Origin of the sequence: Streptomyces araujoniae (genome assembly GCF_050871195.1) — a bacterium.
Taxonomy (GTDB): Bacteria; Actinomycetota; Actinomycetes; order Streptomycetales; family Streptomycetaceae; genus Streptomyces; species Streptomyces bacillaris.
Map to the genome: position 1 here is coordinate 1,031,482 of NZ_CP194070.1, position 23,252 is coordinate 1,054,733.

Here is a 23,252-nt window from a genome sequence, read left to right on the forward strand (position 1 = left end):
GCACTGGTGGTTCAGGACGACGTGTCCGGGCCGCCGCCCTGGCGGCCCAGGCGCTCGCGGACCCGCTCGACCACCTCCGCGTACCTCGCCTCGGCGCCGTGCCGGGTGGGGGTGTAGTACCGCCGGTCGCGGACCGCGTCCGGGGCGTACTGCTGGGCGGCGATACCGCCCTGGACGTCATGCGGATAGACATAGCCCTGGGCGTGGCCGAGCTTGGCGGCGCCCTTGTAGTGCCCGTCGCGCAGATGGGCCGGGACGGGGCCGGCGAGCCCCTTCCGCACGTCCTCCTGCGCGGCGAAGATCGCGAGCGTCGCCGCGTTGGACTTCGGCGCGAGGGCGAGGGCGATCGTGGCGTGGCTCAGGGTGAGCGCCGCCTCCGGGAAGCCGATCATGGCGACGGCCTGGGCGGCCGCCACCGCTGTCGGCAGCGCGGTGGGGTCCGCGAGCCCGATGTCCTCGCTGGCCGAGATCATCAGCCGCCGGGCGATGAACCGGGGGTCCTCCCCCGCCTCGATCATCCGGGCCAGATAGTGCAGGGCCGCGTCCACGTCGGAGCCGCGGATGGACTTGATGAGCGCGCTGGCCACGTCGTAGTGCTGGTCGCCGTCCCGGTCGTACTTCACGGCGGCCCGGTCGACGGTGGTCTCGACCGTCTCCAGCGTGATCTCCGCCTCGTGCGTGGCGAGCGCCGCACCGGCCGCCGCCTCCAGAGCCGTGAGCACCCGGCGCGCGTCACCGCCCGCGATGCGCAGCAGATGCGCCTCCGCGTCCTCGGGCAGCGTGAGCGCCCCGCCGAGGCCGCGCTCGTCGGTCAGCGCCCGGCGCACCAGATCGCGCAGGTCGTCGTCGGTCAGCGGCTCCAGGGTGAGCAGCAGGGAGCGTGAGAGCAGCGGCGAGATCACGGAGAAGTACGGATTCTCCGTGGTGGCCGCGATCAGGGTCACCCAGCGGTTCTCCACGGCGGGGAGCAGGGAGTCCTGCTGGGCCTTGGAGAAGCGGTGGATCTCGTCCAGGAAGAGGACGGTCTCCTTGCCGAAGCCGCCGGAGGCGCGGCGCGCGCTCTCGATGACGGCCCGGACCTCCTTGACGCCCGCGGTGATCGCGGACAGCTCGACGAAGCGCTTGTTCGTGGCCTTGCTGACCACATACGCGAGAGTCGTCTTCCCGGTGCCGGGCGGGCCCCACAGGATCACCGAGGAGGCGCCGGCCGGACCGCCGCTCCCCTCGACGAGTCGGCGGAGCGGCGAGCCCGGCTTGAGCAGATGCTGCTGGCCGACGACCTCGTCCAGGGCACGGGGGCGCATCCGGACAGCGAGGGGGCTGGCGGACGGGTCCTTCTCCTGGCGGTCTTCGGCGGCTGCGGTAAAGAGGTCGGGCTCCACGTCATGAAGCCTATGCGACCCCACCGACAACGCCCCCGGCCGCCTGCGGAGAGGCGGCCGGGGGCGTCGGTTCGGCGGTCGGGATCAGCTGGTCCAGAAGTCCCACCAGCGGGTCAGGATCAGCATGCCGATGATCCCGATCCACAGCACCGGCGGCACCCAGTGGAACTCGGTCAGTCCGTTCCGCAGCCAGGCGGGCGCGGGGAGGATGCGGTGCTTGACGTTGTGCGTGGTCACGTAGCAGAACATGATGATCGTGGCGACCCAGGCGAGGCAGCACCAGAGGCAGAGCGAGTTGATGTTGTACAGCGACTGGTACTGGAGCCAGGTGCAGAAGCCGACGCCGAACAGGGTGCCCGCGTTGAGGCCGAGCCAGAACCAGCTGCGGTAGCGGGCCCCGGCGAGCAGGCCCATACCGATGGCGATGACCATGCCGTACGTGACCAGGCCGAGCATCGGGTTGGGGAACCCGAAGGCCGAGGCCTGCTCGCTCTTCATGATGTTGCCGCACGCGACGACCGGGTTGAGGCTGCAGCCGGGGGTGAAGGAGGGGTCCTCCAGCAGCTTGAACTTGTCGATCGTGATGACCCAGGAGGCCAGCAGTCCGGCCGCGCCGGTGATCACCAGGAGCAGGGCGAGACCCCGTCCGGCCCCGAAGGTGCGCTTGCCGCCGTCCTCCTCCTGGTCGGATGAGGGCTGGTGGTCTACCGCTGCAGTCGTCATATCGCCGTTCCATCACTGAGTGGTCAGCCGGGCATGGTCATTGTGCCGCACCCCCGGACGGGTCATCCGTTCGATGGACATAAAGGCGTACGACCGGTGGCCGGGAAGCGCCCTCCGCCGCAGGATGCCCGGGTGCGCGGCGAAACCCGGGGTGGACGGGCGCGAGGATGAATCGGCGGCTGCCGTGTTGACGCGGGCGAGGTCCGCCACGGCCGGAGGGCGGCGGCCGCGGAGCCTTGGGAGGCCCCGCACACACGGAGAGGGCGCGGACCGGAGGCCTGAAGCCCCCCGCCCGCGCCCTCTCCCAACGGCCGTGCCGGGTCCACTCCGTACGGCCGCTCGGCCGCGCAGGGTCCTCCCCGTACGGCCGGCCTGCTCAGCCGAGCCGGGTCGTCAGCTCCGCGACCACGTCCGCGAGCGCCACCGCCGTCTGCTCGCCGGACTCCATGTCCTTGAGCTGGACCACGCCCTCGGCCAGATCGCGTTCGCCCGCGACCAGGGTGTAGCGCGCGCCGGAGCGGTTGGCGCTCTTCATCGCGCCCTTGAGGCCCCGGCCGCCGAAGGCGAAGTCGGCGGCGACGCCCGCGCGGCGCAGTCCGGTGACGACCGCGAAGAGCGCCCGGCGGGCCTCGTCGCCGAGCGGGACCGCGTACACGCTGGTGGTGACGGGGAGGTCCAGCTCGACGCCCTCGGCCTCCAGGGCGAGGACCGTGCGGTCCACGCCGAGGGCCCAGCCGACGGACGGCAGCGCGGGGCCGCCGATCATCTCGGAGAGGCCGTCGTAGCGGCCGCCGCCGCCCACCGCGGACTGGGAGCCGAGGCCGTCGTGGACGAACTCGAAGGTGGTGCGGGTGTAGTAGTCGAGGCCGCGGACCAGCTTCTCGTCGTCCTCGTACACCACGCCCGCCGCCGTGAGCAGCGCGCGGACCTCCTCGTGGTACGCCTTGCAGGCGTCGCAGAGGTAGTCGCGGAGCCGGGGCGCGTCCGTGAGCTGCTTCTGCACGTCGGCCCGCTTGTCGTCCAGGACGCGCAGCGGGTTGATCTCGATGCGGCGGCGGGTCTCCTCGTCCAGGTCGAGGTCGCGCAGGAAGGTCTGGAGCGCATCGCGGTAGACCGGGCGGCACTCCTTGTCGCCCAGCGAGTTCAGCAGGATGCGGAACTGCCGCAGGCCCAGCGAGCGGTACGCCTGGTCGGCCAGGATGATCAGCTCGGCGTCCAGGACCGGGTCCTCGGTGCCGATGGCCTCGGCGCCCACCTGCGAGAAGTGGCGGTAGCGGCCCTTCTGCGGGCGCTCGTAGCGGTAGTACGAGCCGGAGTACCAGAGCTTGACGGGGAGGTTGCCGGCCTTGTGGAGGTTGGCCTCCAGGGCCGCGCGCAGGACGGACGCGGTGCCCTCGGGGCGCAGCGCCAGCTGGTCGCCGCCCTTGGTGGTGAGGGTGTACATCTCCTTGGTGACGATGTCGGTGGACTCGCCGACACCGCGCGCGAACAGCTCGACGTTCTCGAAGCCGGGCGTCTCGATGTAGCCGTAGCCGGAGTCGCGCAGGGGCGCGGAGATGGCCTCGCGCACCGCCAGGAACTTCGCGGAGTCCGGCGGGATCAGGTCGTAGGTGCCCTTGGGGGCCTGGAAGGTGCTCACGTAAATAGGTCTCTCGTCTACAGTCCTCGGCGCGGCGCCGCGTCCAGTCCGTTCAGGAACGGGTTGGCGGCACGCTCGCGGCCGATGGTCGTCTGGGGGCCGTGGCCGGACAGCACCACGGTCGAGTCGTCGAGGGGCAGGCACACACGGGCCAGTGACCTCAGCAGCTCGGCGTGGTCGCCGCCGGGCAGGTCGGTGCGTCCGACGGAGCCGGCGAAGAGCAGGTCGCCCGAGAAGAGGACCGGCGGGATGTCCGCGGCCTCGGGCATCGTGAACGTCACCGACCCCCTGGTATGGCCGGGCGCGTGCGAGACGCCGAACTCCAGCCCCGCCAGGGCCAGCTTCGAGCCGTCGGTCAGCTCCTTGAGGTCGTCCGGCTCCCCCACGGTCAGCTCGCCCATGAGCGGCATCCCGATCGAGCGGCCGAGCGCCTTCTCCGGGTCGCTCATCATGTAGCGGTCCTCGGGGTGGATCCAGGCGGGGACGTCATGGGCGCCGCAGACCGGGACGACCGAGGCGACATGGTCGATGTGGCCGTGGGTGAGCACGACGGCGACGGGCTTGAGCCGATGCTTCTTCAGCGTCTCCTCGACGCCCTGGGCGGCCTGGTGGCCCGGGTCGATGATCACGCACTCCTCACCGGCGGCGGGGGCGACCAGATAGCAGTTGGTCCCCCAGGCCCCGGCGGGGAACCCGGCAATGAGCACGATCGTCCTTAATGTTCGTCCGGAGGATGCGGTGGTGGCATGGGTCGCAGCAGTTCAGAGCCTACCGGCGCTCCTCATGACACAGGTAACCCATATACGGTACGGGCAGTCCAGACCCGAATCCCCCGACGTGTCCCCGACGTCACGACGTAACAAGGAGCCCAACCGGTGTCCAGCAGCGAACAGCGGAGGCGGCAGCTCGCCCGGGAGAAGTTCGAGCGCCAGCAGAAGCGCCGGGAGGAAGCCCGTCGCCGGACCAGGCGCATCACCGCGATCGTGGCGGCGTCGGTGGCCGTGGTCGCCGTCGTGGGCGTGAGCGCGTTCATGCTGTCGGGCAAGGACGACGACAAGGACGGCAAGAGCGAGGCGGCCGCGAGCCAGAGCCCGGAGCCGACGCCCTCGGAGACCGAGAGCAAGGCGCCCGAGCCGCCGATGACGATCGACAAGAAGGCGGCGTACACGATGTCGCTGGGGACGAGCCAGGGCGACATAGCGTTCGCCATGGACGCCTCGAAGACCCCGCACACGACGAACTCCTTCAAGGCGCTCGCGGACAAGGGCTACTTCGACGGGACCAAGTGCCACCGCCTCACCACGCAGAACATCTACGTGCTCCAGTGCGGTGACCCGAAGGGCGACGGAACGGGCGGCCCCGGCTACAACATCCCGGACGAGAACCTGACCGCGCTCGGCAAGGCGGGCGACGACGGTGCGGTGACGTTCCCGGCGGGCACGGTGGCGATGGCCAACACCGGGCAGCCGGACTCCGGCGGCAGCCAGTTCTTCCTGGTCTACAAGGACACCAAGCTGCCCCCGACCTACACCCCGTTCGGCAAGCTCGACAAGGAGTCCCTGAAGGTCGTCGAGACGGTCGGCGCCGCGGGTGTCGAGGGCGGCGCCGGTGACGGTGCGCCGAAGAAGGCCGTGGAGATCAAGAAGGCGGCCGTCGAGAAGGACTGATCCGGGCGTACGGCCCCGGGGCGCGTACGGCGTCCCGGGCCGCCGGGCGGGAGCGAAGAATTTCGGCCGCGCGGAGTGCGGACAGCCGGGTGGCCGGTCGCCTAGATTGGCGTTGTGCAGGGCGGGCGAGGCCCGCCCGAGGAAACTGTGGACGATGCCCGGGGGGCGAACCCCCTCGCAGGCATCAGGTGGAGGAGGCGCTGTGAGCAGCGACCCGTGGGGCCGCGTCGATGAGACGGGCACCGTGTACGTGCGTACAGCCGACGGCGAGCAGGTCGTCGGATCGTGGCAGGCCGGTTCGCCTGAAGAGGCTCTGGCCTATTTCGAGCGCAAGTACGACGGCATTGTGGTCGAGATCGGCCTCCTCGAACGGCGGGTGAAGACCACCGATCTGTCGGCGAAGGACGCGACGACCGCGATCGACCACCTGCGGCAGCAGGTGGACGAGCACCACGCGGTGGGCGACCTGGACGCGCTGCGCAAGCGGCTGGACGCGCTCGTGACGACGGTCGACGCGCGGCGCGAGGAGCGCAAGGTCCTCAAGGCCAAGCAGACCGACGAGGCCAAGCAGGCCAAGGAGGCGCTGGTCGCCGAGGCCGAGGAGCTGGCGAAGAGCGAGCAGTGGCGCGCCGCCGGTGAACGGCTGCGGGCGCTGGTGGACACCTGGAAGGGTCTCCCCCGTCTGGACCGCAAGTCGGACGACGAGCTGTGGCACCGCTTCTCGCACGCGCGCTCGGCGTTCTCCAAGCGGCGCAAGGCCCACTTCGCCGCGCTGGACGCCCAGCGCGAGGAGGCCCGCAAGGCCAAGGAGAAGCTGGTCACCGAGGCCGAGTCGCTCTCCGGTTCGACGGACTGGGTGGGCACGGCCGCGCGCTACCGCGATCTGATGACCGAGTGGAAGGCGGCGGGCCGCGCCCAGCGCGAGGCCGAGGACGACCTGTGGAACCGCTTCCGCGGCGCCCAGGACGTGTTCTTCGCCGCCCGTGGCGAGGTCTTCGCGGAGCGCGACGCCGAGCAGGGCGAGAACCTCAAGCTGAAGGAGGAGCTCGCCACCGAGGCCGAGAAGCTGGTGCCGGTGAAGGACCTGAAGGCGGCCCGGGCCGCTTTCCGGGGGCTCAACGAGCGCTGGGAGGCCATCGGCCACGTGCCGCGTGACGCCCGCCCGAAGGTCGAGGGCCGGATGCAGGCGGTGGAGCGGGCGCTCCAGGAGGCCGAGGAGTCCGAGTGGCGCCGGACCAACCCGGAGGCGCGGGCCCGTGCCGAGGGGCTGACCGGTCAGCTCCAGGCGGCGGTGGACAAGCTGCGCGGCCAGATCGACACGGCGCGCGCCCAGGGCAACAACGCCCGCGCGGACAAGCTGGCCAGGGAGCTGGAGGGCCGCCAGGCGCTGCTGGACCAGGCGCTGAAGGGCCTGGAGGAGTTCGGCGGCTGACGCCCCGTCCCCGTGGAGAAGCCCCGGTACGCGCGCTGCGTACCGGGGCTTCTTCCGTTGCCGCTGTCACGGCCCGCGGACTTCCGCGTTGCCGCCGTCACGGCCCGCGGGCTTCCGCGTTGCCGCCGCTACGGCCGCCCGCGGGCTTCCGCCGCCGCTGTCACGGCCTGCGGGCCGAGGTGACCCGGTAGACGTCGTAGACGCCCTCCACGCCGCGTACGGCCTTCAGGACGTGGCCCAGGTGCTTGGGGTCGCCCATCTCGAAGGTGAAGCGGGAGGTGGCCACCCGGTCGCGGGAGGTCTGGACGGCCGCCGACAGGATGTTGACGTGCTGGTCGGAGAGGATCCGGGTGACGTCGGAGAGGAGCCGGGAGCGGTCCAGCGCCTCGACCTGGATGGCGACCAGGAAGACCGAGGACTGGGTGGGGGCCCACTCCACGTCGAGGATCCGCTCGGGCTGCTGGGAGAGCGACTCCACGTTGACGCAGTCGGCGCGGTGCACGGAGACGCCGCTGCCCCGGGTGACGAAGCCGATGATCGGGTCGCCGGGGACCGGCGTACAGCAGCGGGCGAGCTTGACCCAGACGTCCTCGACGCCCTTGACGACGACGCCGGGGTCGGCGTTGGCCCGGCGCTTGCTGCGGCCGCCGTGCGAGGGCGGGGTGGCTTCGGCCAGGTCCTCGTTGGCCTCGTCGTGGCCGCCGAGGGCCTGCACCAGCTTCTGGACGACGCCGGCCGCCGCGACGTGGCCCTCACCGATCGCCGCGTACAGCGAGGAGATGTCGGGGTAGCGCATCTCGTGGGCGAGGGTGACCAGGGAGTCGCCGGTCAGGATGCGCTGGATCGGCAGGTTCTGCTTGCGCATGGCGCGCGCGATGGCGTCCTTGCCCTGCTCGATGGCCTCGTCACGGCGCTCCTTGGAGAACCAGGCGCGGATCTTGTTGCGGGCGCGCGGTGACTTGACGAAGCCGAGCCAGTCCCGGGAGGGGCCCGCCCCGGCCGCCTTGGAGGTGAAGACCTCCACCAGGTCGCCGTTGTCCAGGGTCGATTCGAGCGGGACGAGCCGCCCGTTGACGCGTGCTCCTATGGTCCGGTGGCCGACCTCGGTGTGGACGGCGTACGCGAAGTCGACGGGGGTGGCGCCGGCGGGCAGCGCTATCACGTCGCCCTTGGGTGTGAAGACGAAGACCTCGTTGCGCGAGAGGTCGAAGCGCAGGGACTCCAGGAACTCGCTGGGGTCCTCGGTCTCCTTCTGCCAGTCCAGGAGCTGGCGCAGCCACGCCATGTCGTTGACGGTGTCCTGGCCACGGCCGGTGTTCTTGGGGACGTCGGTACGGACCTTGGAGGCGCCCGCGACGGCCTCCTGCTTGTACTTCCAGTGGGCGGCGATGCCGTACTCGGCGCGGCGGTGCATGTCGAACGTACGGATCTGGAGCTCGACGGGCTTGCCGCTGGGACCGATCACCGTGGTGTGCAGCGACTGGTACATGTTGAACTTGGGCATCGCGATGTAGTCCTTGAACCGCCCGGGCACCGGGTTCCACCGGGCGTGGACGGTGCCGAGCGCCGCGTAGCAGTCGCGGACGGTGTCGACGAGGACGCGGATGCCCACCAGGTCGTAGATCTCCGCGAAGTCGCGGCCCCGCACGATCATCTTCTGGTAGACGCTGTAGTAGTGCTTGGGGCGGCCGGTGACGGTGGCCTTGATGCGGGCGGCGCGCAGGTCGGCCTGGACCTCGTCGGTCACTATGGCCAGATACTCGTCGCGTTTGGGGGCCCGCTCCGCGACGAGCCGGACGATCTCGTCGTACATCTTGGGGTAGAGGATCGCGAAGGCGAGGTCCTCCAGCTCCCATTTGATGGTGTTCATGCCCAGCCGGTGCGCCAGCGGGGCGTAGATCTCCAGCGTCTCGCGGGCCTTCTTCTCCTGCTTCTCCCGCTTGAGATAGCGCATGGTGCGCATGTTGTGCAGGCGGTCCGCGAGCTTGATGACCAGGACCCGGGGGTCCTTGGCCATGGCGACGACCATCTTGCGTACGGTCTCGGCCTGGGCGGCCTCGCCGAACTTGACCTTGTCCAGCTTGGTGACGCCGTCGACGAGCAGGGCGACCTGGTCACCGAACTCGCGCTTGAGGGTGTCCAGGCCGTACTCGGTGTCCTCGACGGTGTCGTGGAGCAGCCCGGCCATCAGGGTGGCCGGATCCATGCCCAGCTCGGCCAGGATCGTGGTGACGGCGAGCGGGTGGGTGATGTACGGGTCGCCGCTCTTGCGCTTCTGGCCCCGGTGCCAGCGCTCGGCCACCTGGTAGGCGCGCTCGATCTGGCGGAGGGTGGCCGTCTCGATCTTGGGGTCGTTGCCCCGGACCGTACGGAGGAGGGGTTCCAGGACCGGGTTGTACGGGCTGGAGCGCTGCACGCCCAGGCGGGCGAGGCGGGCCCGCACCCGGTTGGAGGAGCCGCCGGAGCGGGAGGCGGATCCGGCCGGGGCGGCGGGCTTCACGGGGGCCGGCGGCGGGGTGGGGGCCGGGGGCTTCGGCGGCGGCGTGCCGGAGGGCTTGGCGGTCGGCCCGGCGGCCGGGCTCGCGGGGGCCGGGGAGGTGCCGGCCGGTTTCCCGGCGGACGGGCCGGACGGCTCGGCGGCCGAGGGGCGCGCGGAGGACGCGCCGGGCTCCGGGGGCGCGGGCTTCGGCGCGTTCGAGGGCGCGGCCTTCGCGGGCGTGGCGGGGGCCGCCGCGGGCTTGTCGGGCTGCGGGGCGGCGGCTGACTGGGCCTCGTCTGGCAAGAGCGCTCCTCGTGCGGATCCGGGGTACCCGGAGAGCCCATGGTAACGATCCCCCGGCAGGTCCTCGCCCGGGGACGGTGAGAGCTTGGAGAACGAAGGGCGGGCACCCGGATGTTCCCGGGTGCCCGCCCTTCCTGTACGGAGGTGCTCAGACCGTGATCAGGGCCTCCAGCGGAGCGCCCCGCAGCCCCGGCTCCAGCCGGGCCCGGCCCGCCAGGAAGCCCAGCTCCATGAGGACCGAGACGCCCGCGACCTGGGCACCGGCCCGCCGGATCAGCTCCAGCGAGGCCTCGGCGGTCCCGCCGGTGGCGAGGACGTCGTCGATGACCATGATCCGGTCCTCGGCGGTGAGGTCCTCGGCGTGGATCTCGATCTCCGCGCTGCCGTACTCCAGCTCGTAGGACTGGGCGAGCGTGGCGCCGGGGAGCTTCCCGGCCTTGCGGACCGGGACGAAGCCGAGGCCCGCCCGGACCGCGACCGGCGCGGCCAGGATGAAGCCGCGGGCCTCCAGGCCGACGATCTTCGTGGCGCCGTGCCGTACGCACAGCTCCGCGAGGGCGTCGGTGAGCGCCGTGAAGGCCACCGGGTCGGCCAGGAGCGGGGTGATGTCCTTGAACACCACACCCGGCTTCGGGTAGTCCGCGACATCGCGGATCCGGCTGAGCAGCAGCTCCCTGGTCGATCCGGTGGTGCTGGTCATCAGCGCTTCCCCGGCGTGCGGCCGTGCGAGCGGGGGCTGCCGATGGCCGAGCCCGCCGTCGCGGCGTCCTCGCGCGGCTCCTCGGGAGCCTCGTCCTCGGGGGACTCGCCCTTGGCGGCCGCGGCCGCCCGCTTGGCGAGGATCCGCTTCTTCAGCGCCTTCATCTGCGGGTCGCGTTCCTTGAGGTCGGCGACGAGCGGGGTGGCGATGAAGATCGAGGAGTACGCACCGGCGGCGAGACCCACGAACAGCGAGAGCGAGATGTCGTTCAGCATGCCGGCGCCGAAGACACCGCCACCGATGAAGAGCAGCCCGGCCACCGGCAGCAGCGCCACCACGGTGGTGTTGATGGAGCGGACCAGGGTGCTGTTGATCGACCGGTTGGCGATCTCGCTGTAGGTGAAGCGGGTCTGCTTGGTGATGTCCTTCTGGCCCTCCTTGAGGCTGTCGAAGACCACCACCGTGTCGTACAGGGAGTAACCGAGAATGGTCAGCAGACCGATCACCGTACCCGGGGTGACCTCGAAGCCGACCAGGGCGTAGACACCGACCGTGATGGTGATGTCGTGGATCAGCGCGATGAGGGCGGCGACGGCCATCCGCCACTCGAAGGCGATGGCCAGATAGATCACCACCAGGACCATGAAGACCCCGAGACCGGTCCAGGCCTTGTTGGCGATCTGCTCACCCCAGCTGGGGCCGACCAGGTCCGCGTTGATCTCCTCGGCGGGGATGCCGAGCTCGTCGGAGAGGGTCTCCTTGATCTCGTTGGCCTTGGCGGTGTCGACCTCGGTGATCTGGATGCGCAGACCGCCGTTGCCCAGCTCCTGGACGATGGCCAGGTGGCCGGAGGCCTCGGTCGCCACGTCGGTGGCCTGGGCCGTGGAGATCTTGGCCTTGGTGTCGGTCGTGAAGACCGCGCCGCCCTGGAACTCGATGCCCATGCGGAGACCGCCCACCGCCACGCCGATGATGGCCGTGATGGTGATCAGGATCGAGACGCCGTACCAGATCTTGCGGTTGCGGATGAAGTCGTAGCCGACCTCACCGCGGTAGAGCCGGGCGCCGAGATTGCCGAGTCGCGACATCTCACGCCTCCTTCGGTTCGATGGGGGCGTTGACACGGCGCGAGCGGCGCAGCGGCGGCTGGGCGCCGAGCCGCTTCGGGTCCAGACCGGACCACGCACCACCGTTGGAGAAGAACTTCGTCCGGCCCATCAGCGTCATGAGGGGCTTGGTGAAGAAGAACACCACGACGACGTCGAGCAGCGTGGTCAGGCCGAGCGTGAACGCGAAGCCCTGCACCTTGCCGACAGTGACGACGAAGAGCACGGCGGCGGCCAGGAACGAGACGAAGTCGGAGACCAGGATGGTGCGCCGGGCGCGCGGCCAGGCCCGCTCGATGGCGGGGCGGAGCGTGCGTCCCTCGCGGATCTCGTCGCGGACACGTTCGAAGTAGACGATGAACGAGTCCGCTGTGATGCCGATGGCCACGATCGCCCCGCAGACCGCCGGCAGGTTCAGCGCGAAGCCGATCGCCGGGCCCAGCAAGGACATGATCGTGTACGTCAGCACACCGGAGACCACGAGGCTCAGGAGCGCGATGAAGGACAGGCCCCTGTAGTAGACCACCAGGTAGATGACGACCAGCAGCAGACCGATGGCACCGGCGATCAGCCCGCCCTTGAGCTGCTCGCTGCCGAGGGCGGCGGTGACGGTGGTGACGCTGGCTTCCTTGAAGGTCAGCGGGAGAGCACCGTAGGAGAGGATGTTGCCGAGCTCCTCGGCCGACTGCTGGGTGAAGCTGCCGGAGATCTGGGCGTTCTTGCTGAGCGCGGTGCGCACCGAGGGAGCGGAGACGACCTCGCTGTCGAGGACGATCGCGAACTGGTTCATCGGCGGCTGCTGCTGGGAGAGCCGGCCGGTGATCGTCTGGAACTTCTTGGCGCCGGCGGAGGTGAACTCCATCGACACGATCCACTCGCCGGTCTGCTGGTCGATGGCGGCCTTGGCGTCGTCGACGTCGCTGCCGGAGACCTCGGCGGGGCCCAGGATGTACTTCTCGTAGCTGCCGGGGACGTTCGAGCCGCAGGCGACCGTGGAGTCGGTGGCCTTGGCGTTCTTGCCCGCCTCGGACCGCTGCTTGGGGTCGGAGCAGTCGAGCTTGGCGAACTCCTCCTGGAGCTTGGCCGTCGCCGGGTCCGCGGAGGGCGTGGCCTCCGGGGTGCCGGACGGCTCGGGCTCACCGGATCCCGTGGGGGTCGGCGTGGGGGCCTTCAGGGCCCCGGTGACCGCGCGGCCCTGGGTGGTGGAGCTCGGGGAGGGGGTGGCCTCCTCGCCGGTGGCCTCCTCGCCCTTGTCCTCGCTCTTCGGGGACGCCTCGCCGCTCGGCGTGGCGCTGCCCGAGGGGGTCGGGGAGGCGGAGGGTGCGGGACCGCTCGCCGCCACCGTCAGAACGGGCCGGAAGTACAGCTGCGCGGTCGTACCGACCTGCTGCTGCGCCTGCTTGGAGTCCGTGCCCTTGGGGATGTTGACGATGATGTTGCGATCGCCCTGGGTCTGAACCTCTGCCTCGGAGACGCCGAGCCCGTTGACGCGCCGCTCGATGATCCCGACCGCCGTGTCCATGTTGGTCGGGTTGATCGCGTTCGGCTTACCGGGCTGGTTCTGTGCCTCGAGTGTGATCGACGTACCGCCGGCCAGGTCGATGCCCAGCCTGGGGGCGGTGTGTCCGGACAGGAACATCCCGCCGGTGAGCGCGACCATGGCGATGAGGATCAGAGCCAGGGCACGCCCCGGCCTCCCATGACCGCCGGACGGCCCTCGTCCCTTCTTGGGTGCTGCCACCTTCTCGTTTCTCCCTGTCCAACCGCCCTGCGCCGGGTACGCGCCCGGGCGGCCATGAAGTGTTGTGGGGACCCACCCCCGCCAGACGGCCTCGACGGTCCCGGGGACGCCCCGCGCCGATGGGCGCGCGACGTCCCCGGGACCGTGTGAGAACTACTTGGTGCCGGTCTCGCCGTCGGCCTTGCCCTCGCCCTTGGCGTCCTTGGCCGCCGCGTCGTCCTTGGACTCGGCGTCGTCGTCGGCCGCCTCGTCCTTGCCCAGGTCGATCTTGGCGATGTCGGCCTTGTCCGCGCCGGGCTCGCCGGTGAGCGAGGAGGCGTCGTCCGGAACGACGGTGCCGTCCGCGTCCAGCTGGTCGTCGTCACCGTGGACGATGCGGTTGTACTCCGCGTCGTCCAGGACGGCGCCGATCGCGTTCTTCGCGTAGATCGCGTGCACGCCCGGGGCGACCTCGAGGAGGACGGTGTCGTCGTGGACTTCCTTGACGGTGGCGTACATCCCCCCGATCGTCCGGACGCCGGTACCGGGCTGCATGTCGTTGCGCATCTGCGCGGCCGCCGCCTGCTTCTTCTTGGCGGAGCGGGTCATCAGGAACATGGCCCCGATGAGCACGATGAAGGGGAGGAGAGTCAAGATATCCACGGGACGGGAATTCCTTCGCACGACCGCGCTGGAATGCGGCCTGTATATACGGGGGTGGGTACACCGACCTGTAAGGGCGGCATCGGCGGAGTCTAGATGAGTCCGCATCGATGGAACAACGCCCAGCATCGCACCCTGGTTCCGCTGTGGGTCAACCTGTGATGTATCACGCCCCGAACAGACCCTGTTGTCCCTTTACGCCGTGGGACGGCGGAACGAGTCCCAGGTGGGCCCAGGCGGCGGGGGTGGCCACCCGCCCGCGCGGCGTCCTGGCCAGCAGCCCTTCCCGTACGAGGAACGGCTCGGCGACCTCCTCGACGGTCTCGCGCTCCTCCCCCACGGCGACGGCGAGGGTGGAGAGGCCGACCGGCCCGCCGCCGAAGAGTTTCAGCAGCGCGCCGAGCACCGCACGGTCCAGCCGATCGAGTCCGCGGGCGTCAACCTCGTACACCTTGAGGGCCGCGGCGGCGATCTCGCGGTCGATCGCACCCTCGGCCTTGACCTGGGCGTAGTCCCGGACCCGGCGCAGCAGGCGGTTGGCGATACGGGGGGTGCCCCGGGAGCGTCCGGCGATCTCGGCGGCCCCGTCCGCGTCGATACCGACGTCCAGGAGGCGGGCGGAGCGGTGGACGACGCGCTCCAGCTCGGCGGGGGCGTAGAACTCCATGTGCCCGGTGAAGCCGAAGCGGTCGCGCAGCGGGGGCGGGAGCAGCCCGGCCCGGGTGGTGGCGCCGACCAGGGTGAACGGCGGCAGTTCGAGGGGGATGGCGGTGGCGCCGGGGCCCTTGCCGACGATGACGTCGACGCGGAAGTCCTCCATGGCCATGTACAGCATCTCCTCGGCGGGCCGGGACATGCGGTGGATCTCGTCGAGGAAGAGGACCTCGCCCTCCTGGAGGGAGGAGAGGATCGCCGCGAGGTCGCCGGCGTGCTGGATGGCGGGGCCGGAGGTGATCCGGATCGGGGCGTTCATCTCCGCCGCGATGATCATGGAGAGGGTGGTCTTGCCGAGTCCGGGGGCGCCGGAGAGCAGCACGTGGTCGGCGGTGGCTCCGCGGGCGCGGGCCGCCTTGAGGACCAGGTCGAGCTGTTCGCGGACCTTCTCCTGGCCGACGAACTCCTCCAGGTCCTTGGGGCGCAGGGCCGCTTCGACCGCGGTGTCCTCGCCGTCCGCGTCCGCGTCGACCAGCCGGTCGTCGAAGACCGGGCCGGTCGGCTCGTCGGTCTCGGGTCCGGTCTCGTCCCAGTTCATTTCGGGGCCTCTTCGGTGGTTCGGTGCCGGTCAGCGGGCGCGGTTGAGAGTCTGCAGGGCGGCCCGCAGCAGCTGCGGCACGGGGGGTGCGGCGCCTTCGGCCACTGCCGCCTCGGCCTGCGGGGCGACGGCGGTCACGGCCTCCTCGGCCTCGCGGCTCGCGTAGCCGAGGCCGATCAGCGCGGCCTGGAGCTGGTCGCGCCAGCCGGAGGTCGCGGGCGTGCCGATGCCCTGCTGGCCGATGTGCGCGCCGACCGGCTCGCCGAGCCGGTCCTTCAGCTCCAGCAGCAGCTTCTGGGCGCCCTTCTTGCCGATGCCGGAGACGGCGGTCAGCGCCTTCTCGTCGCCGGTGGAGACGGCCAGGCGCAGCGCGTCGGGGCTGTGGGTGGCCAGCATGGCCTGGGCGAGCCGGGGGCCGACGCCGCTGGCGGTCTGGAGCAGCTCGAAGACCTGCCGCTCGTCGTCGTCCGCGAAGCCGTACAGGGTGAGGGAGTCCTCCCGGACGACGAGCGAGGTGGCGAGCCTGGCCTCCTGGCCGATCCGCAGCCCGGCGAGGGTCTGCGGGGTGCACTGGAGGGCCATGCCGACACCGCCGACCTCGATGACGGCCGTGGTCGGGGCGAGAGCGGCCACCGGGCCGGAGACGAAGGCGATCATGCGGCGGGGCCTTTCAGCGTGCGGGAGGTGCGGGGGGCGGCGGCTGCGCCGGGGGTACGGGGGGTGGCGGGCTTGCGGGGCGCCGTCGGGGCACGGTGGGCCGCCACCGCCTGCTGGAGCCTGTTCTGCGCGGGGGCCCGCCAGATGTGGCAGATGGCCAGGGCCAGGGCGTCGGCGGCGTCGGCGGGCTTGGGCGGGGCGTCCAGCCGCAGCAGCCGGGTCACCATCGCGCCGACCTGGGCCTTGTCCGCGCGGCCGGAGCCGGTGACGGCCGCCTTGACCTCGCTGGGCGTGTGCAGGGCGACCGGGATGCCCCGGCGGGCGGCGCAGAGCATGGCCACCGCGCTGGCCTGGGCCGTGCCCATCACCGTACGGACGTTGTGCTGGGCGAAGACCCGCTCCACCGCCACGTAACCCGGGGCGTACTCGTCGAGCCAGGCCTCGATGCCCCGCTCCACGGCGACGAGCCGGTCGCCCAGCTCCGCGTCGGCCGGGGTGCGCACGACACCGACGCCGAGCATGGTCAGCGGGCGGCCCGCCACCCCCTCGACCACGCCGACACCGCACCGGGTCAGTCCCGGGTCAATGCCCAGAACCCGCATGGAGCCCCCCTGTCCTCGCCGCTCGCCACGCCCACTCGTTCATCTGTTCCCGCAGGCTATCGGCTCGCACCGACAATCCCGCGCAACCAGAAGACGACGGGCCGACGGGGAGTGTCCCCGTCGGCCCGTCGTACCGTGCTGTGCCGGCCGCGCCTCAGGCGTCGACCTTCTCCATGACCTCGTCGGACACGTCGAAGTTGGCGAAGACGTTCTGCACGTCGTCGCTGTCCTCCAGCGCGTCGATGAGCTTGAAGATCTTGCGCGCGCCCTCTTCGTCCAGCTCGACCTGCATCGTCGGCAGGAAGTTGGCCTCGGCGGAGTCGTAGTCGATGCCCGCCTCCTGGAGCGCGGTGCGCACCGCGACCATGTCGGTGGCCTCGCTGACCACCTCGAAGGTCTCGCCCAGGTCGTTGACCTCCTCCGCTCCCGCGTCGAGCACCGCGCCGAGGACGTCGTCCTCGGTCAGCTCGCCCTTGGGCACGATGACGACGCCCTTGCGGTTGAAGAGGTACGAGACGGAGCCCGGGTCGGCCATCGAGCCGCCGTTCCGGGTCATCGCGACACGTACGTCGGAGGCGGCGCGGTTGCGGTTGTCGGTGAGGCACTCGATGAGCACCGCGACACCGTTGGGGCCGTACCCCTCGTACATGATCGTCTCGTAGTCGGTCCCGCCCGCTTCGAGGCCGCCGCCGCGCTTGACGGCGGAATCGATGTTCTTGTTCGGGACGGAACTCTTCTTCGCCTTCTGGATGGCGTCGACGAGCGTCGGGTTGCCATCGGGGTCGACGCCGCCGGAGCGGGCCGCTACCTCGATGTTCTTGATCAGCTTCGCGAAGAGCTTGCCGCGCTTGGCGTCAATCACGGCCTTCTTGTGCTTCGTCGTAGCCCATTTAGAGTGGCCGGACATCTGCCTTCTCCTTCGCGTCACCAAAATCGAGTCGAACCCGAGAGATCCTACCGGGGTCCGCTCACTTCACCGCGCGCACCATGTCCACGAAGAGGGCGTGCATACGGTGGTCGCCGGTCAGTTCGGGATGGAACGACGTGGCCAGGGCGTTCCCCTGCCGTACGGCCACGATGTGGCCGCCGTGCTCCGCGATGACCTCGGCCCCGGCCCCGACGGACTCCACCCAGGGGGCGCGGATGAAGACGCCCTCCACCGGGCCGCCCTCGATCCCGGAGACCGCGACGGCCGCCTCGAAGGACTCGTTCTGCCGGCCGAAGGCGTTGCGCCGCACGATCATGTCGATGCCGCCGACGGTCTCCTGGCCCGAGCGGGGGTCAAGGATCTTCTCGGCCAGCAGGATCATCCCGGCGCAGGTGCCGTAGACGGGCATCCCGGCCCGGACCCGCTCGCGCAGCGGCTCCATCATGCCGAAGAGGACGGCCAGCTTGGACATGGTGGTCGACTCGCCGCCCGGGACGACCAGGCCGTCGACCTCGGCAAGTTCCTCGGGGCGCCGGACCGGCCTGGCCAGGGCGTCCGCCGAGGCCAGGGCGATCAGGTGCTCCCGTACGTCGCCCTGGAGCGCCAGGACGCCGATCACAGGGGTGTCGCTCATCAGTGGTTACCAGCCGCGGTTGGCGTAGCGCTCGGACTCGGGGAGGGTGTCGCAGTTGATGCCGACCATGGCCTCGCCCAGGTTACGGGAGGCGTCCGCGATGACCTTGGGGTCGTCGTAGAAGGTGGTCGCCTTCACGATGGCGGCGGCGCGCTTGGCCGGGTCGCCGGACTTGAAGATGCCGGAGCCGACGAAGACGCCCTCGGCGCCGAGCTGGCGCATCAGCGCGGCGTCGGCCGGGGTGGCGACACCACCGGCGGAGAAGAGCACGACGGGCAGCTTGCCCAGCTCCGCGACCTCCTTGACCAGCTCGTAGGGCGCGCGCAGGTCCTTGGCGGCGGCGTACAGCTCGTTGTTGTCGAAGCCGCGCAGCCTGGCGATCTCGTTCTTGATCTGGCGCAGGTGGCGGACGGCCTCGACGACGTTGCCGGTGCCGGCCTCGCCCTTGGAGCGGATCATGGCCGCGCCCTCGGCGATGCGGCGCAGGGCCTCGCCGAGGTTGGTGGCGCCGCAGACGAAGGGGGTGGTGAAGGCGAACTTGTCGCTGTGGTTGACCTCGTCGGCCGGGGTGAGGACCTCGGACTCGTCGATGTAGTCGACGCCGAGGGACTGGAGGACCTGGGCCTCGACGAAGTGGCCGATGCGGGACTTGGCCATGACCGGGATGGAGACGGCCCCGATGATCTCCTCGATCATGTTGGGGTCGGACATCCGGGCCACGCCGCCGTCCTTGCGGATGTCGGCCGGGACCCGCTCCAGGGCCATGACGGCCACGGCGCCCGCGTCCTCGGCGATCTTCGCCTGCTCGGCGTCGACGACGTCCATGATCACGCCGCCCTTGAGCTGCTCGGCCATACCGCGCTTGACGCGGGCGGTGCCGGTGGCGGGGGACGCGGCGGACTGCGGGGTGCTGGGAAGCGTGGACACGGGACCTCACTCGATGAAAGACGCTGGATACTGCGCCACCGAGGAAACGCTGTGCCACCGGTCCACAGCAAGGGCCAATAGGGAGGCTGTGGATCGTTTTGGCCCCCCTGTCCGCTCCCCGCTCAGGCGCCGGGACGGTCCGCGAGGGCCACCGGAGGGGCGTCGTCCATCTCGAAGGCGAGCGGGAAGGGCGCGTGCCCGGCCAGCCGGAACAGCCGTACGGTGCGGTGCCGGCGCAGGGCCCGGGCGGCGCGTACGGAGTCGTTGTGGAAGCGGCGGGCCATCGGTACGCGGCGTACGGCGGCGGCCAGTTCGGTGGCAGCGTCCTGGCCGCCGGGGACCTCCTTCACCGCCTCCATCTGGGCCGGTTCGCCGAAGACGGCGCGCAGGGCGGCGCTCAGCTCGCTCTCTGCGACCTCGCGCTGGTCCTCCTCGGCCTGGCGGGCGGCGTGGGCGGCCTCGTACAGGACGATGGAGGCGGCCGGGTCCAGGACGCCGGAGGTGGCCAGCTCCTGGGTGACCGAGGCGCGGCGCAGCAGTTGGGCGTCGAGTGCGGCGCGGGCGGCGTCGATCCGGGAGTGCAGGCGGTCCAGGCGGCCGGCGGTCCAGCTGAGGTAGACGCCGATCGCGATGAGCGCGACGACGATCCAGACGATGAGGGTTACGGTCACGGACCCACACGCTACCGTCGCCGGGGTCCGGTCCTTCAACGGGAGGCCGGGCCTCTGCCCCGGCAGAGGCGCAACGCCCCGGCCCCCGCGGGAACCCGTCCCCCGGGTCCGGAGCCCGCGCCACGGCCCGTGCCCTCAGTCGCGCGCCAGTCCGAACCGCGCCCGCAACCCGGACCGTTCGTCCGCCGCGACCGAGGCGGCTCCGTCCGTCACCGTCTCGTACACCGCGAGGATGTCGGCCCCCACGGTCGCCCAGTCGAACCGCCGTACGTGGGCCTCGCCCCGCTCCCGCAGCCCGGCCCGGCGCTCCGGGTCGCCCAGCAGCCGGATCGCGGCGGCGGCCAGCGCGTCGGCGTCCTCGTTGGCGAAGAGGTCGCCCGCCGCGCCCTGGTCCAGCACCTGCGCGAAGGCGTCCAGGTCGCTGGCGAGGACCGGGGCGCCCGCCGACAGGGCCTCCACCAGGATGATGCCGAAGCTCTCGCCGCCCGTGTTCGGGGCCACGTACACATCGACGCTGCGCAGCAGCCGGGCCTTGTCCTCGTCGCTGACCATGCCGAGGAACTCCACGCGCCCGCGCAGCTCCTTCGGCAGCGATGCCACCGCCTCCTCCTCGTCCCCGCGCCCCGCGACCAGCAGCCGGGTCTCCGGGCGGGCGGCGAGGATGGCGGGGAGCGCCTTCATCAGGACGGGGAGGCCCTTGCGGGGTTCGTCGATGCGGCCGATGAAGCCGAGGGTCTGCCCCTGCCACTCGGGCTTGGGCTCGGCCTTGGCGAAGAAGCCGACGTCGACGCCGTTCGGGATGACCACGGCGTCCCCGCCCAGGTGCTCGACCAGGGTGCGCCGGGCGTACTCGCTCACCGCGATCCGCGCGCTGATCTTCTCCAGGGCGGGCTGGAGGATCGGGTACGCGGCGATCATGGCCCGGGAGCGCGGGTTGGAGGTGTGGAAGGTGGCCACGATCGGGCCCTGCGCGGACCAGCAGGCGAGCAGGCCGAGCGAGGGGGAGGTCGGCTCGTGGATGTGGATGACGTCGAAGGTGCCGTCGTGGAGCCAGCGGCGGACCCGGGCAGCGGAGAGGAAGCCGAAGTTCAGCCGGGCGACGGAGCCGTTGTACGGGACGGGGACGGCCCGGCCCGCCGAGACGACGTAGGGCGGCAGCGGGGTCTCGTCGTCGGCCGGGGCCAGGACGGAGACGGTGTGGCCGAGGCCGATGAGGTGTTCGGCCAGGTCCCGGATGTGGAACTGGACGCCGCCGGGGACGTCCCAGGAGTACGGGCAGACGATGCCGATCTTCACGTGTGTTCTCCCCGGCTTCCGTTCTTCGTGTGCTCTCCCCGGAGTCCGGTTGCGCCGGGCGCGCCCGGGGGATCGGTCCTCACGTGCGCTCTCCCCGGGGCTCCAGGTCGTCCAGCCAGAGGCGCTGGAGCATGTGCCAGTCCTCCGGGTGTTCCGCGATGCCCCCGGCGAAGGCGTCGGCCAGGGCCTGGGTCATGGCCGCCGTCTTCTCGGCACGGGTGCCTTCCTCCGGGACCCCGACCGCCGGGTGGACGCGGGCGCCCATCACGGGCGTGCCGTCGTACCAGAGGATGACCGGCAGCAGCAGCGCGCCGGTCTGCTGGGCGAGCAGGGCGGGCCCGGCCGGCATCCGGGCGGTGGCGCCGAAGAACGACACCTCGACCCCGGAGGCGGAGAGGTCCCGGTCCGCGACGAGGCAGACCAGGCCGCCCGCGCGCAGCCGCCGGGCCAGCGTCCCGAAGGCCGCCCCGCCGCTGTGCGGCAGCACCTCCATGCCCAGGCCCTCGCGGTAGGCGACGAACCGGTCGTAGAGGGACTCGGGCTTCAGCCGCTCGGCGACGGTGGTGAAGGGGACCTTCAGGTCCGTGGTGACCCAGGCGCCGGCCAGGTCCCAGTTGCCGAGGTGCGGCAGGGCCAGGACGACCCCGCGCCCGCTGTCGAGGCCCTCGGTGAGCAGGTGGGCGTCGGTGACGTCGATGCTCGCCCGGATCCGCTCGGGGGTCCAGGTGGGCAGCCGGAACGACTCCATCCAGTAGCGCATGTACGAGCGCATCCCGGCCCGGGACAGCTCCGCCAGCCGCTCCGGGCCGGCGTCCGGGACCACCCGGGCCAGGTTGGACTCCAGCCGCAGCACGCTCTTGCCGCGCCGCTTCCAGGCCCGGTCCGCGATCGTGCGGAACAGGGCCTCGGCGGCGGGTTCGGGCAGCTTCTTGACCGCGCCCCAGCCGAGCCCGTACAGCCCGTCGGTGATCCGGCCCTTGATCGCGCTCATCGGTCGGCCGGTCCGCCGGCGGCGGAGGCGGCATCGGCCTCGGCGGCTTCCCGGCGTACGGTGACCACGCGCTGGATCAGGGTGACCAGGGAGCCCACGGCGACGATCCAGAGCGCGATCGGGAGCAGGATGTCGATGTGCGGGACGCCGAACTTGTGCAGTCCGGCGAGACCGGCCGCGACCAGCGAGATGACCAGCCGCTCGGCCCGCTCCACCAGTCCGTTCACCGCGACCGGCAGCCCGATCGACTCGCCGCGCGCCTTGGTGTACGAGACCACCTGACCGCTGGCGAGGCAGAAGATCGCGACCGCGCAGAGGATGGTGTCGTCACCCCGGCCCGCGTACCAGAGGGCGAACCCGGCGAAGATCGCCCCGTCCGCGACCCGGTCCAGCGTCGAGTCGAGGAAGGCACCCCACCGGCTGGAGATCCCGGCCTGCCGGGCCATGTTGCCGTCGACGAGGTCGGAGAAGACGAACAGGGTGATGACGATGGTGCCCCAGAAGAACTCCCCCATCGGGAAAAAGACCAGCGCACCCGCCATCACTCCGGCCGTGCCGATGAGGGTGACCGCGTCGGGGCTGACCCCGAGGCGGAGCAGCAGGGCGGCGAACGGTGTGAGGACACGCGTGAAAAATGCACGCGCGTACTTGTTCAGCATGGCTTTCCCGAGGGTTCGGCTGGCCGAGCGGCCCCATCGGCCACCGGCTGGCCCATCGTAGTCACGACCGGTGCCCTTCACCGGACGGGCACCCGCGGGCTGGGGTGTCACCGCACCGGCCGGCCCCCGGATGCGGCCGGGGGCGGGCCGCATGGACGCCTCGACGCCCGGGTGCCAAGCTCGAAGAACCGAGCAGAAGGACATCCGCGGGCGGTCGGCACCTCGTCGCCCCGCCCGCACCGCGCCACCCTCCGGGAGGCCCACCATGGGCGAGAAGGCACACGCACACCCCGGGGCCGCCGGGGGCGTACCGGCGGCCGGCCACCCCTCCGACGTACGGAACGTGGTGCTGGTCGGCAGGGCCCACTCGGTGGAATCCTCCGACGCCGCCTTCCGGACCGCCGGGGCGCTCGCGCTGCGCGAGGCCGCCGCCGATGCCCGGATACAGCTCCTGGAGCCGGTCCGCGAGGTCGCCGTGCTGGTCCCGGACGACTATGCGGGACCGGTGGTGAGCGATCTGTCGGGGCGGCGCGGCCGGGTGGTGGGCACCGAGCAGAGTCCCGGCGGGCGCACACTCGTGCGGGCGGAGGTGCCGGAGACGGAGATCGGCAGATACGCGCTGGACCTGCGCTCGCTGACCCATGGCACCGGCCGGTTCGACCGGACGCACGCCCGGTTCGAGGCGATGCCACCGCAGTTGGCGGAGAAGGTGCGCGCGGAGCGGGGAGGGGGATCACCCGGCGCGTGACCGGCGCACTGTCGCAAACACCGACCGCGTCCTTTCGGGTGACGGGCGGTGCGGGGGCGCGGACGATACGCTG

At 71.4% G+C, this 23,252-nt stretch carries 21 protein-coding genes and 1 pseudogene; 3 read left to right on the plus strand and 19 right to left on the minus strand.

Translation table 11 applies throughout. The features are described 5' to 3' along the window. Window positions 1–11: 11 nt before the first annotated feature. The 4 genes from ACQ9ZG_RS04220 to ACQ9ZG_RS04235 form a co-directional block, all read right to left on the minus strand. Window positions 12–1,382 carry a replication-associated recombination protein A gene (locus ACQ9ZG_RS04220; RefSeq protein WP_109914370.1) on the minus strand — a complete coding sequence of 457 codons (1,371 nt, stop codon included), beginning with the start codon at window positions 1,380–1,382 and terminating at the stop codon, window positions 12–14. A gap of 84 nt (window positions 1,383–1,466) precedes the next feature. Further along, a complete protein-coding gene (locus ACQ9ZG_RS04225; protein WP_028420087.1) occupies window positions 1,467–2,105 on the minus strand; it encodes a vitamin K epoxide reductase family protein in 639 nt (212 codons plus the stop codon). A gap of 376 nt (window positions 2,106–2,481) precedes the next feature. Next, entirely contained in the window at window positions 2,482–3,744 is a 1,263-nt protein-coding gene (hisS, locus tag ACQ9ZG_RS04230; RefSeq protein ID WP_109914369.1) for a histidine--tRNA ligase, read from the minus strand. A gap of 17 nt (window positions 3,745–3,761) precedes the next feature. Continuing rightward, on the minus strand, window positions 3,762–4,451 hold the full coding sequence (locus ACQ9ZG_RS04235) for an MBL fold metallo-hydrolase (protein ID WP_084996370.1): 690 nt from the start codon (window positions 4,449–4,451) through the stop codon (window positions 3,762–3,764). Between the two features lie 168 nt (window positions 4,452–4,619). Here ACQ9ZG_RS04235 and ACQ9ZG_RS04240 point away from each other — a divergent pair, with 168 nt between their 5' ends. Further along, complete coding sequence (locus ACQ9ZG_RS04240) at window positions 4,620–5,411, plus strand: peptidylprolyl isomerase (protein ID WP_028420084.1); 792 nt, start codon at window positions 4,620–4,622, stop codon at window positions 5,409–5,411. A 202-nt stretch (window positions 5,412–5,613) separates the two neighbouring features. Further along, a complete protein-coding gene (locus ACQ9ZG_RS04245; protein ID WP_109914368.1) occupies window positions 5,614–6,843 on the plus strand; it encodes a DUF349 domain-containing protein in 1,230 nt (409 codons plus the stop codon). A 160-nt stretch (window positions 6,844–7,003) separates the two neighbouring features. On the opposite strand, the gene ACQ9ZG_RS04250 is transcribed toward ACQ9ZG_RS04245, so the two are convergent. From ACQ9ZG_RS04250 to pgsA, 15 genes are all read right to left on the minus strand, one after another. Then, window positions 7,004–9,625 (minus strand): RelA/SpoT family protein, encoded by a 2,622-nt coding sequence (locus ACQ9ZG_RS04250; RefSeq protein WP_028420082.1) that lies wholly within the window; start codon window positions 9,623–9,625, stop codon window positions 7,004–7,006. 148 nt (window positions 9,626–9,773) lie between these two features. Continuing rightward, window positions 9,774–10,325 (minus strand): adenine phosphoribosyltransferase, encoded by a 552-nt coding sequence (locus tag ACQ9ZG_RS04255; protein WP_018490299.1) that lies wholly within the window; start codon window positions 10,323–10,325, stop codon window positions 9,774–9,776. Further along, on the minus strand, window positions 10,325–11,413 hold the full coding sequence (gene secF, locus ACQ9ZG_RS04260) for a protein translocase subunit SecF (protein WP_018490298.1): 1,089 nt from the start codon (window positions 11,411–11,413) through the stop codon (window positions 10,325–10,327). Before secF ends, ACQ9ZG_RS04255 begins: the two co-directional genes overlap by 1 nt. A 1-nt stretch (window position 11,414) precedes the next feature. Continuing rightward, window positions 11,415–13,172 (minus strand): protein translocase subunit SecD, encoded by a 1,758-nt coding sequence (secD, locus tag ACQ9ZG_RS04265; protein ID WP_109917041.1) that lies wholly within the window; start codon window positions 13,170–13,172, stop codon window positions 11,415–11,417. 153 nt (window positions 13,173–13,325) lie between these two features. Continuing rightward, a complete protein-coding gene (gene yajC, locus ACQ9ZG_RS04270) occupies window positions 13,326–13,814 on the minus strand; it encodes a preprotein translocase subunit YajC (protein WP_018490296.1) in 489 nt (162 codons plus the stop codon). A 166-nt stretch (window positions 13,815–13,980) separates the two neighbouring features. After that, window positions 13,981–15,066, minus strand: a complete 1,086-nt coding sequence (gene ruvB, locus ACQ9ZG_RS04275; protein WP_018490295.1) for a Holliday junction branch migration DNA helicase RuvB — start codon at window positions 15,064–15,066, stop codon at window positions 13,981–13,983. Between the two features lie 30 nt (window positions 15,067–15,096). Continuing rightward, the gene (gene ruvA, locus ACQ9ZG_RS04280; protein WP_499279939.1) at window positions 15,097–15,723 is read right to left on the minus strand and encodes a Holliday junction branch migration protein RuvA; all 627 of its coding nucleotides are present in this window, start codon (window positions 15,721–15,723) and stop codon (window positions 15,097–15,099) included. Next, a complete protein-coding gene (gene ruvC, locus ACQ9ZG_RS04285) occupies window positions 15,720–16,325 on the minus strand; it encodes a crossover junction endodeoxyribonuclease RuvC (protein WP_499279940.1) in 606 nt (201 codons plus the stop codon). Before ruvC ends, ruvA begins: the two co-directional genes overlap by 4 nt. A gap of 154 nt (window positions 16,326–16,479) precedes the next feature. Beyond that, window positions 16,480–17,232, minus strand: a complete 753-nt coding sequence (locus tag ACQ9ZG_RS04290) for a YebC/PmpR family DNA-binding transcriptional regulator (protein WP_006123225.1) — start codon at window positions 17,230–17,232, stop codon at window positions 16,480–16,482. Between the two features lie 61 nt (window positions 17,233–17,293). Next, window positions 17,294–17,887, minus strand: coding sequence for a pyridoxal 5'-phosphate synthase glutaminase subunit PdxT (gene pdxT / locus ACQ9ZG_RS04295; RefSeq protein ID WP_109916851.1), 594 nt, complete (start codon window positions 17,885–17,887; stop codon window positions 17,294–17,296). Window positions 17,888–17,893: 6 nt separating this feature from the next. Further along, window positions 17,894–18,814 carry a pyridoxal 5'-phosphate synthase lyase subunit PdxS gene (gene pdxS / locus ACQ9ZG_RS04300; protein WP_018490290.1) on the minus strand — a complete coding sequence of 307 codons (921 nt, stop codon included), beginning with the start codon at window positions 18,812–18,814 and terminating at the stop codon, window positions 17,894–17,896. Window positions 18,815–18,936: 122 nt separating this feature from the next. After that, window positions 18,937–19,485, minus strand: coding sequence for a membrane protein (locus ACQ9ZG_RS04305; protein WP_018490289.1), 549 nt, complete (start codon window positions 19,483–19,485; stop codon window positions 18,937–18,939). 135 nt (window positions 19,486–19,620) lie between these two features. Further along, window positions 19,621–20,781, minus strand: a complete 1,161-nt coding sequence (locus tag ACQ9ZG_RS04310; protein ID WP_019765393.1) for a glycosyltransferase family 4 protein — start codon at window positions 20,779–20,781, stop codon at window positions 19,621–19,623. A gap of 79 nt (window positions 20,782–20,860) precedes the next feature. Continuing rightward, window positions 20,861–21,772, minus strand: a complete 912-nt coding sequence (locus tag ACQ9ZG_RS04315) for a phosphatidylinositol mannoside acyltransferase (RefSeq protein WP_499279941.1) — start codon at window positions 21,770–21,772, stop codon at window positions 20,861–20,863. Further along, window positions 21,769–22,431: a phosphatidylinositol phosphate synthase gene (pgsA, locus tag ACQ9ZG_RS04320; RefSeq protein WP_018490286.1), complete on the minus strand. Its 663-nt coding sequence runs from the start codon at window positions 22,429–22,431 to the stop codon at window positions 21,769–21,771. The genes ACQ9ZG_RS04315 and pgsA overlap by 4 nt, the downstream gene beginning before the upstream one ends. A 295-nt stretch (window positions 22,432–22,726) precedes the next feature. On the opposite strand from pgsA, the pseudogene ACQ9ZG_RS04325 reads away from it, so the two are divergent. After that, window positions 22,727–23,179, plus strand: a pseudogene (locus ACQ9ZG_RS04325) (hypothetical protein); the annotation flags it as partial. Window positions 23,180–23,252 lie beyond the last annotated feature (73 nt).

Excerpts from the sequence above, each read along its gene's own strand:
- ACQ9ZG_RS04225 (WP_028420087.1), bottom strand. The coding sequence starts at position 2,105 with ATGACGACTGCAGCGGTAGACCACCAGCCCTCATCCGACCAGGAGGAG.
- ACQ9ZG_RS04255 (WP_018490299.1), bottom strand. The coding sequence starts at position 10,325 with ATGACCAGCACCACCGGATCGACCAGGGAGCTGCTGCTCAGCCGGATC.
- secF (WP_018490298.1), bottom strand. The coding sequence starts at position 11,413 with ATGTCGCGACTCGGCAATCTCGGCGCCCGGCTCTACCGCGGTGAGGTC.
- ruvB (WP_018490295.1), bottom strand. The coding sequence starts at position 15,066 with ATGAACTGGGACGAGACCGGACCCGAGACCGACGAGCCGACCGGCCCG.
- ruvA (WP_499279939.1), bottom strand. The coding sequence starts at position 15,723 with ATGATCGCCTTCGTCTCCGGCCCGGTGGCCGCTCTCGCCCCGACCACG.
- ruvC (WP_499279940.1), bottom strand. The coding sequence starts at position 16,325 with ATGCGGGTTCTGGGCATTGACCCGGGACTGACCCGGTGCGGTGTCGGC.
- ACQ9ZG_RS04290 (WP_006123225.1), bottom strand. The coding sequence starts at position 17,232 with ATGTCCGGCCACTCTAAATGGGCTACGACGAAGCACAAGAAGGCCGTG.
- pdxT (WP_109916851.1), bottom strand. The coding sequence starts at position 17,887 with ATGAGCGACACCCCTGTGATCGGCGTCCTGGCGCTCCAGGGCGACGTA.
- ACQ9ZG_RS04315 (WP_499279941.1), bottom strand. The coding sequence starts at position 21,772 with ATGAGCGCGATCAAGGGCCGGATCACCGACGGGCTGTACGGGCTCGGC.
- pgsA (WP_018490286.1), bottom strand. The coding sequence starts at position 22,431 with ATGCTGAACAAGTACGCGCGTGCATTTTTCACGCGTGTCCTCACACCG.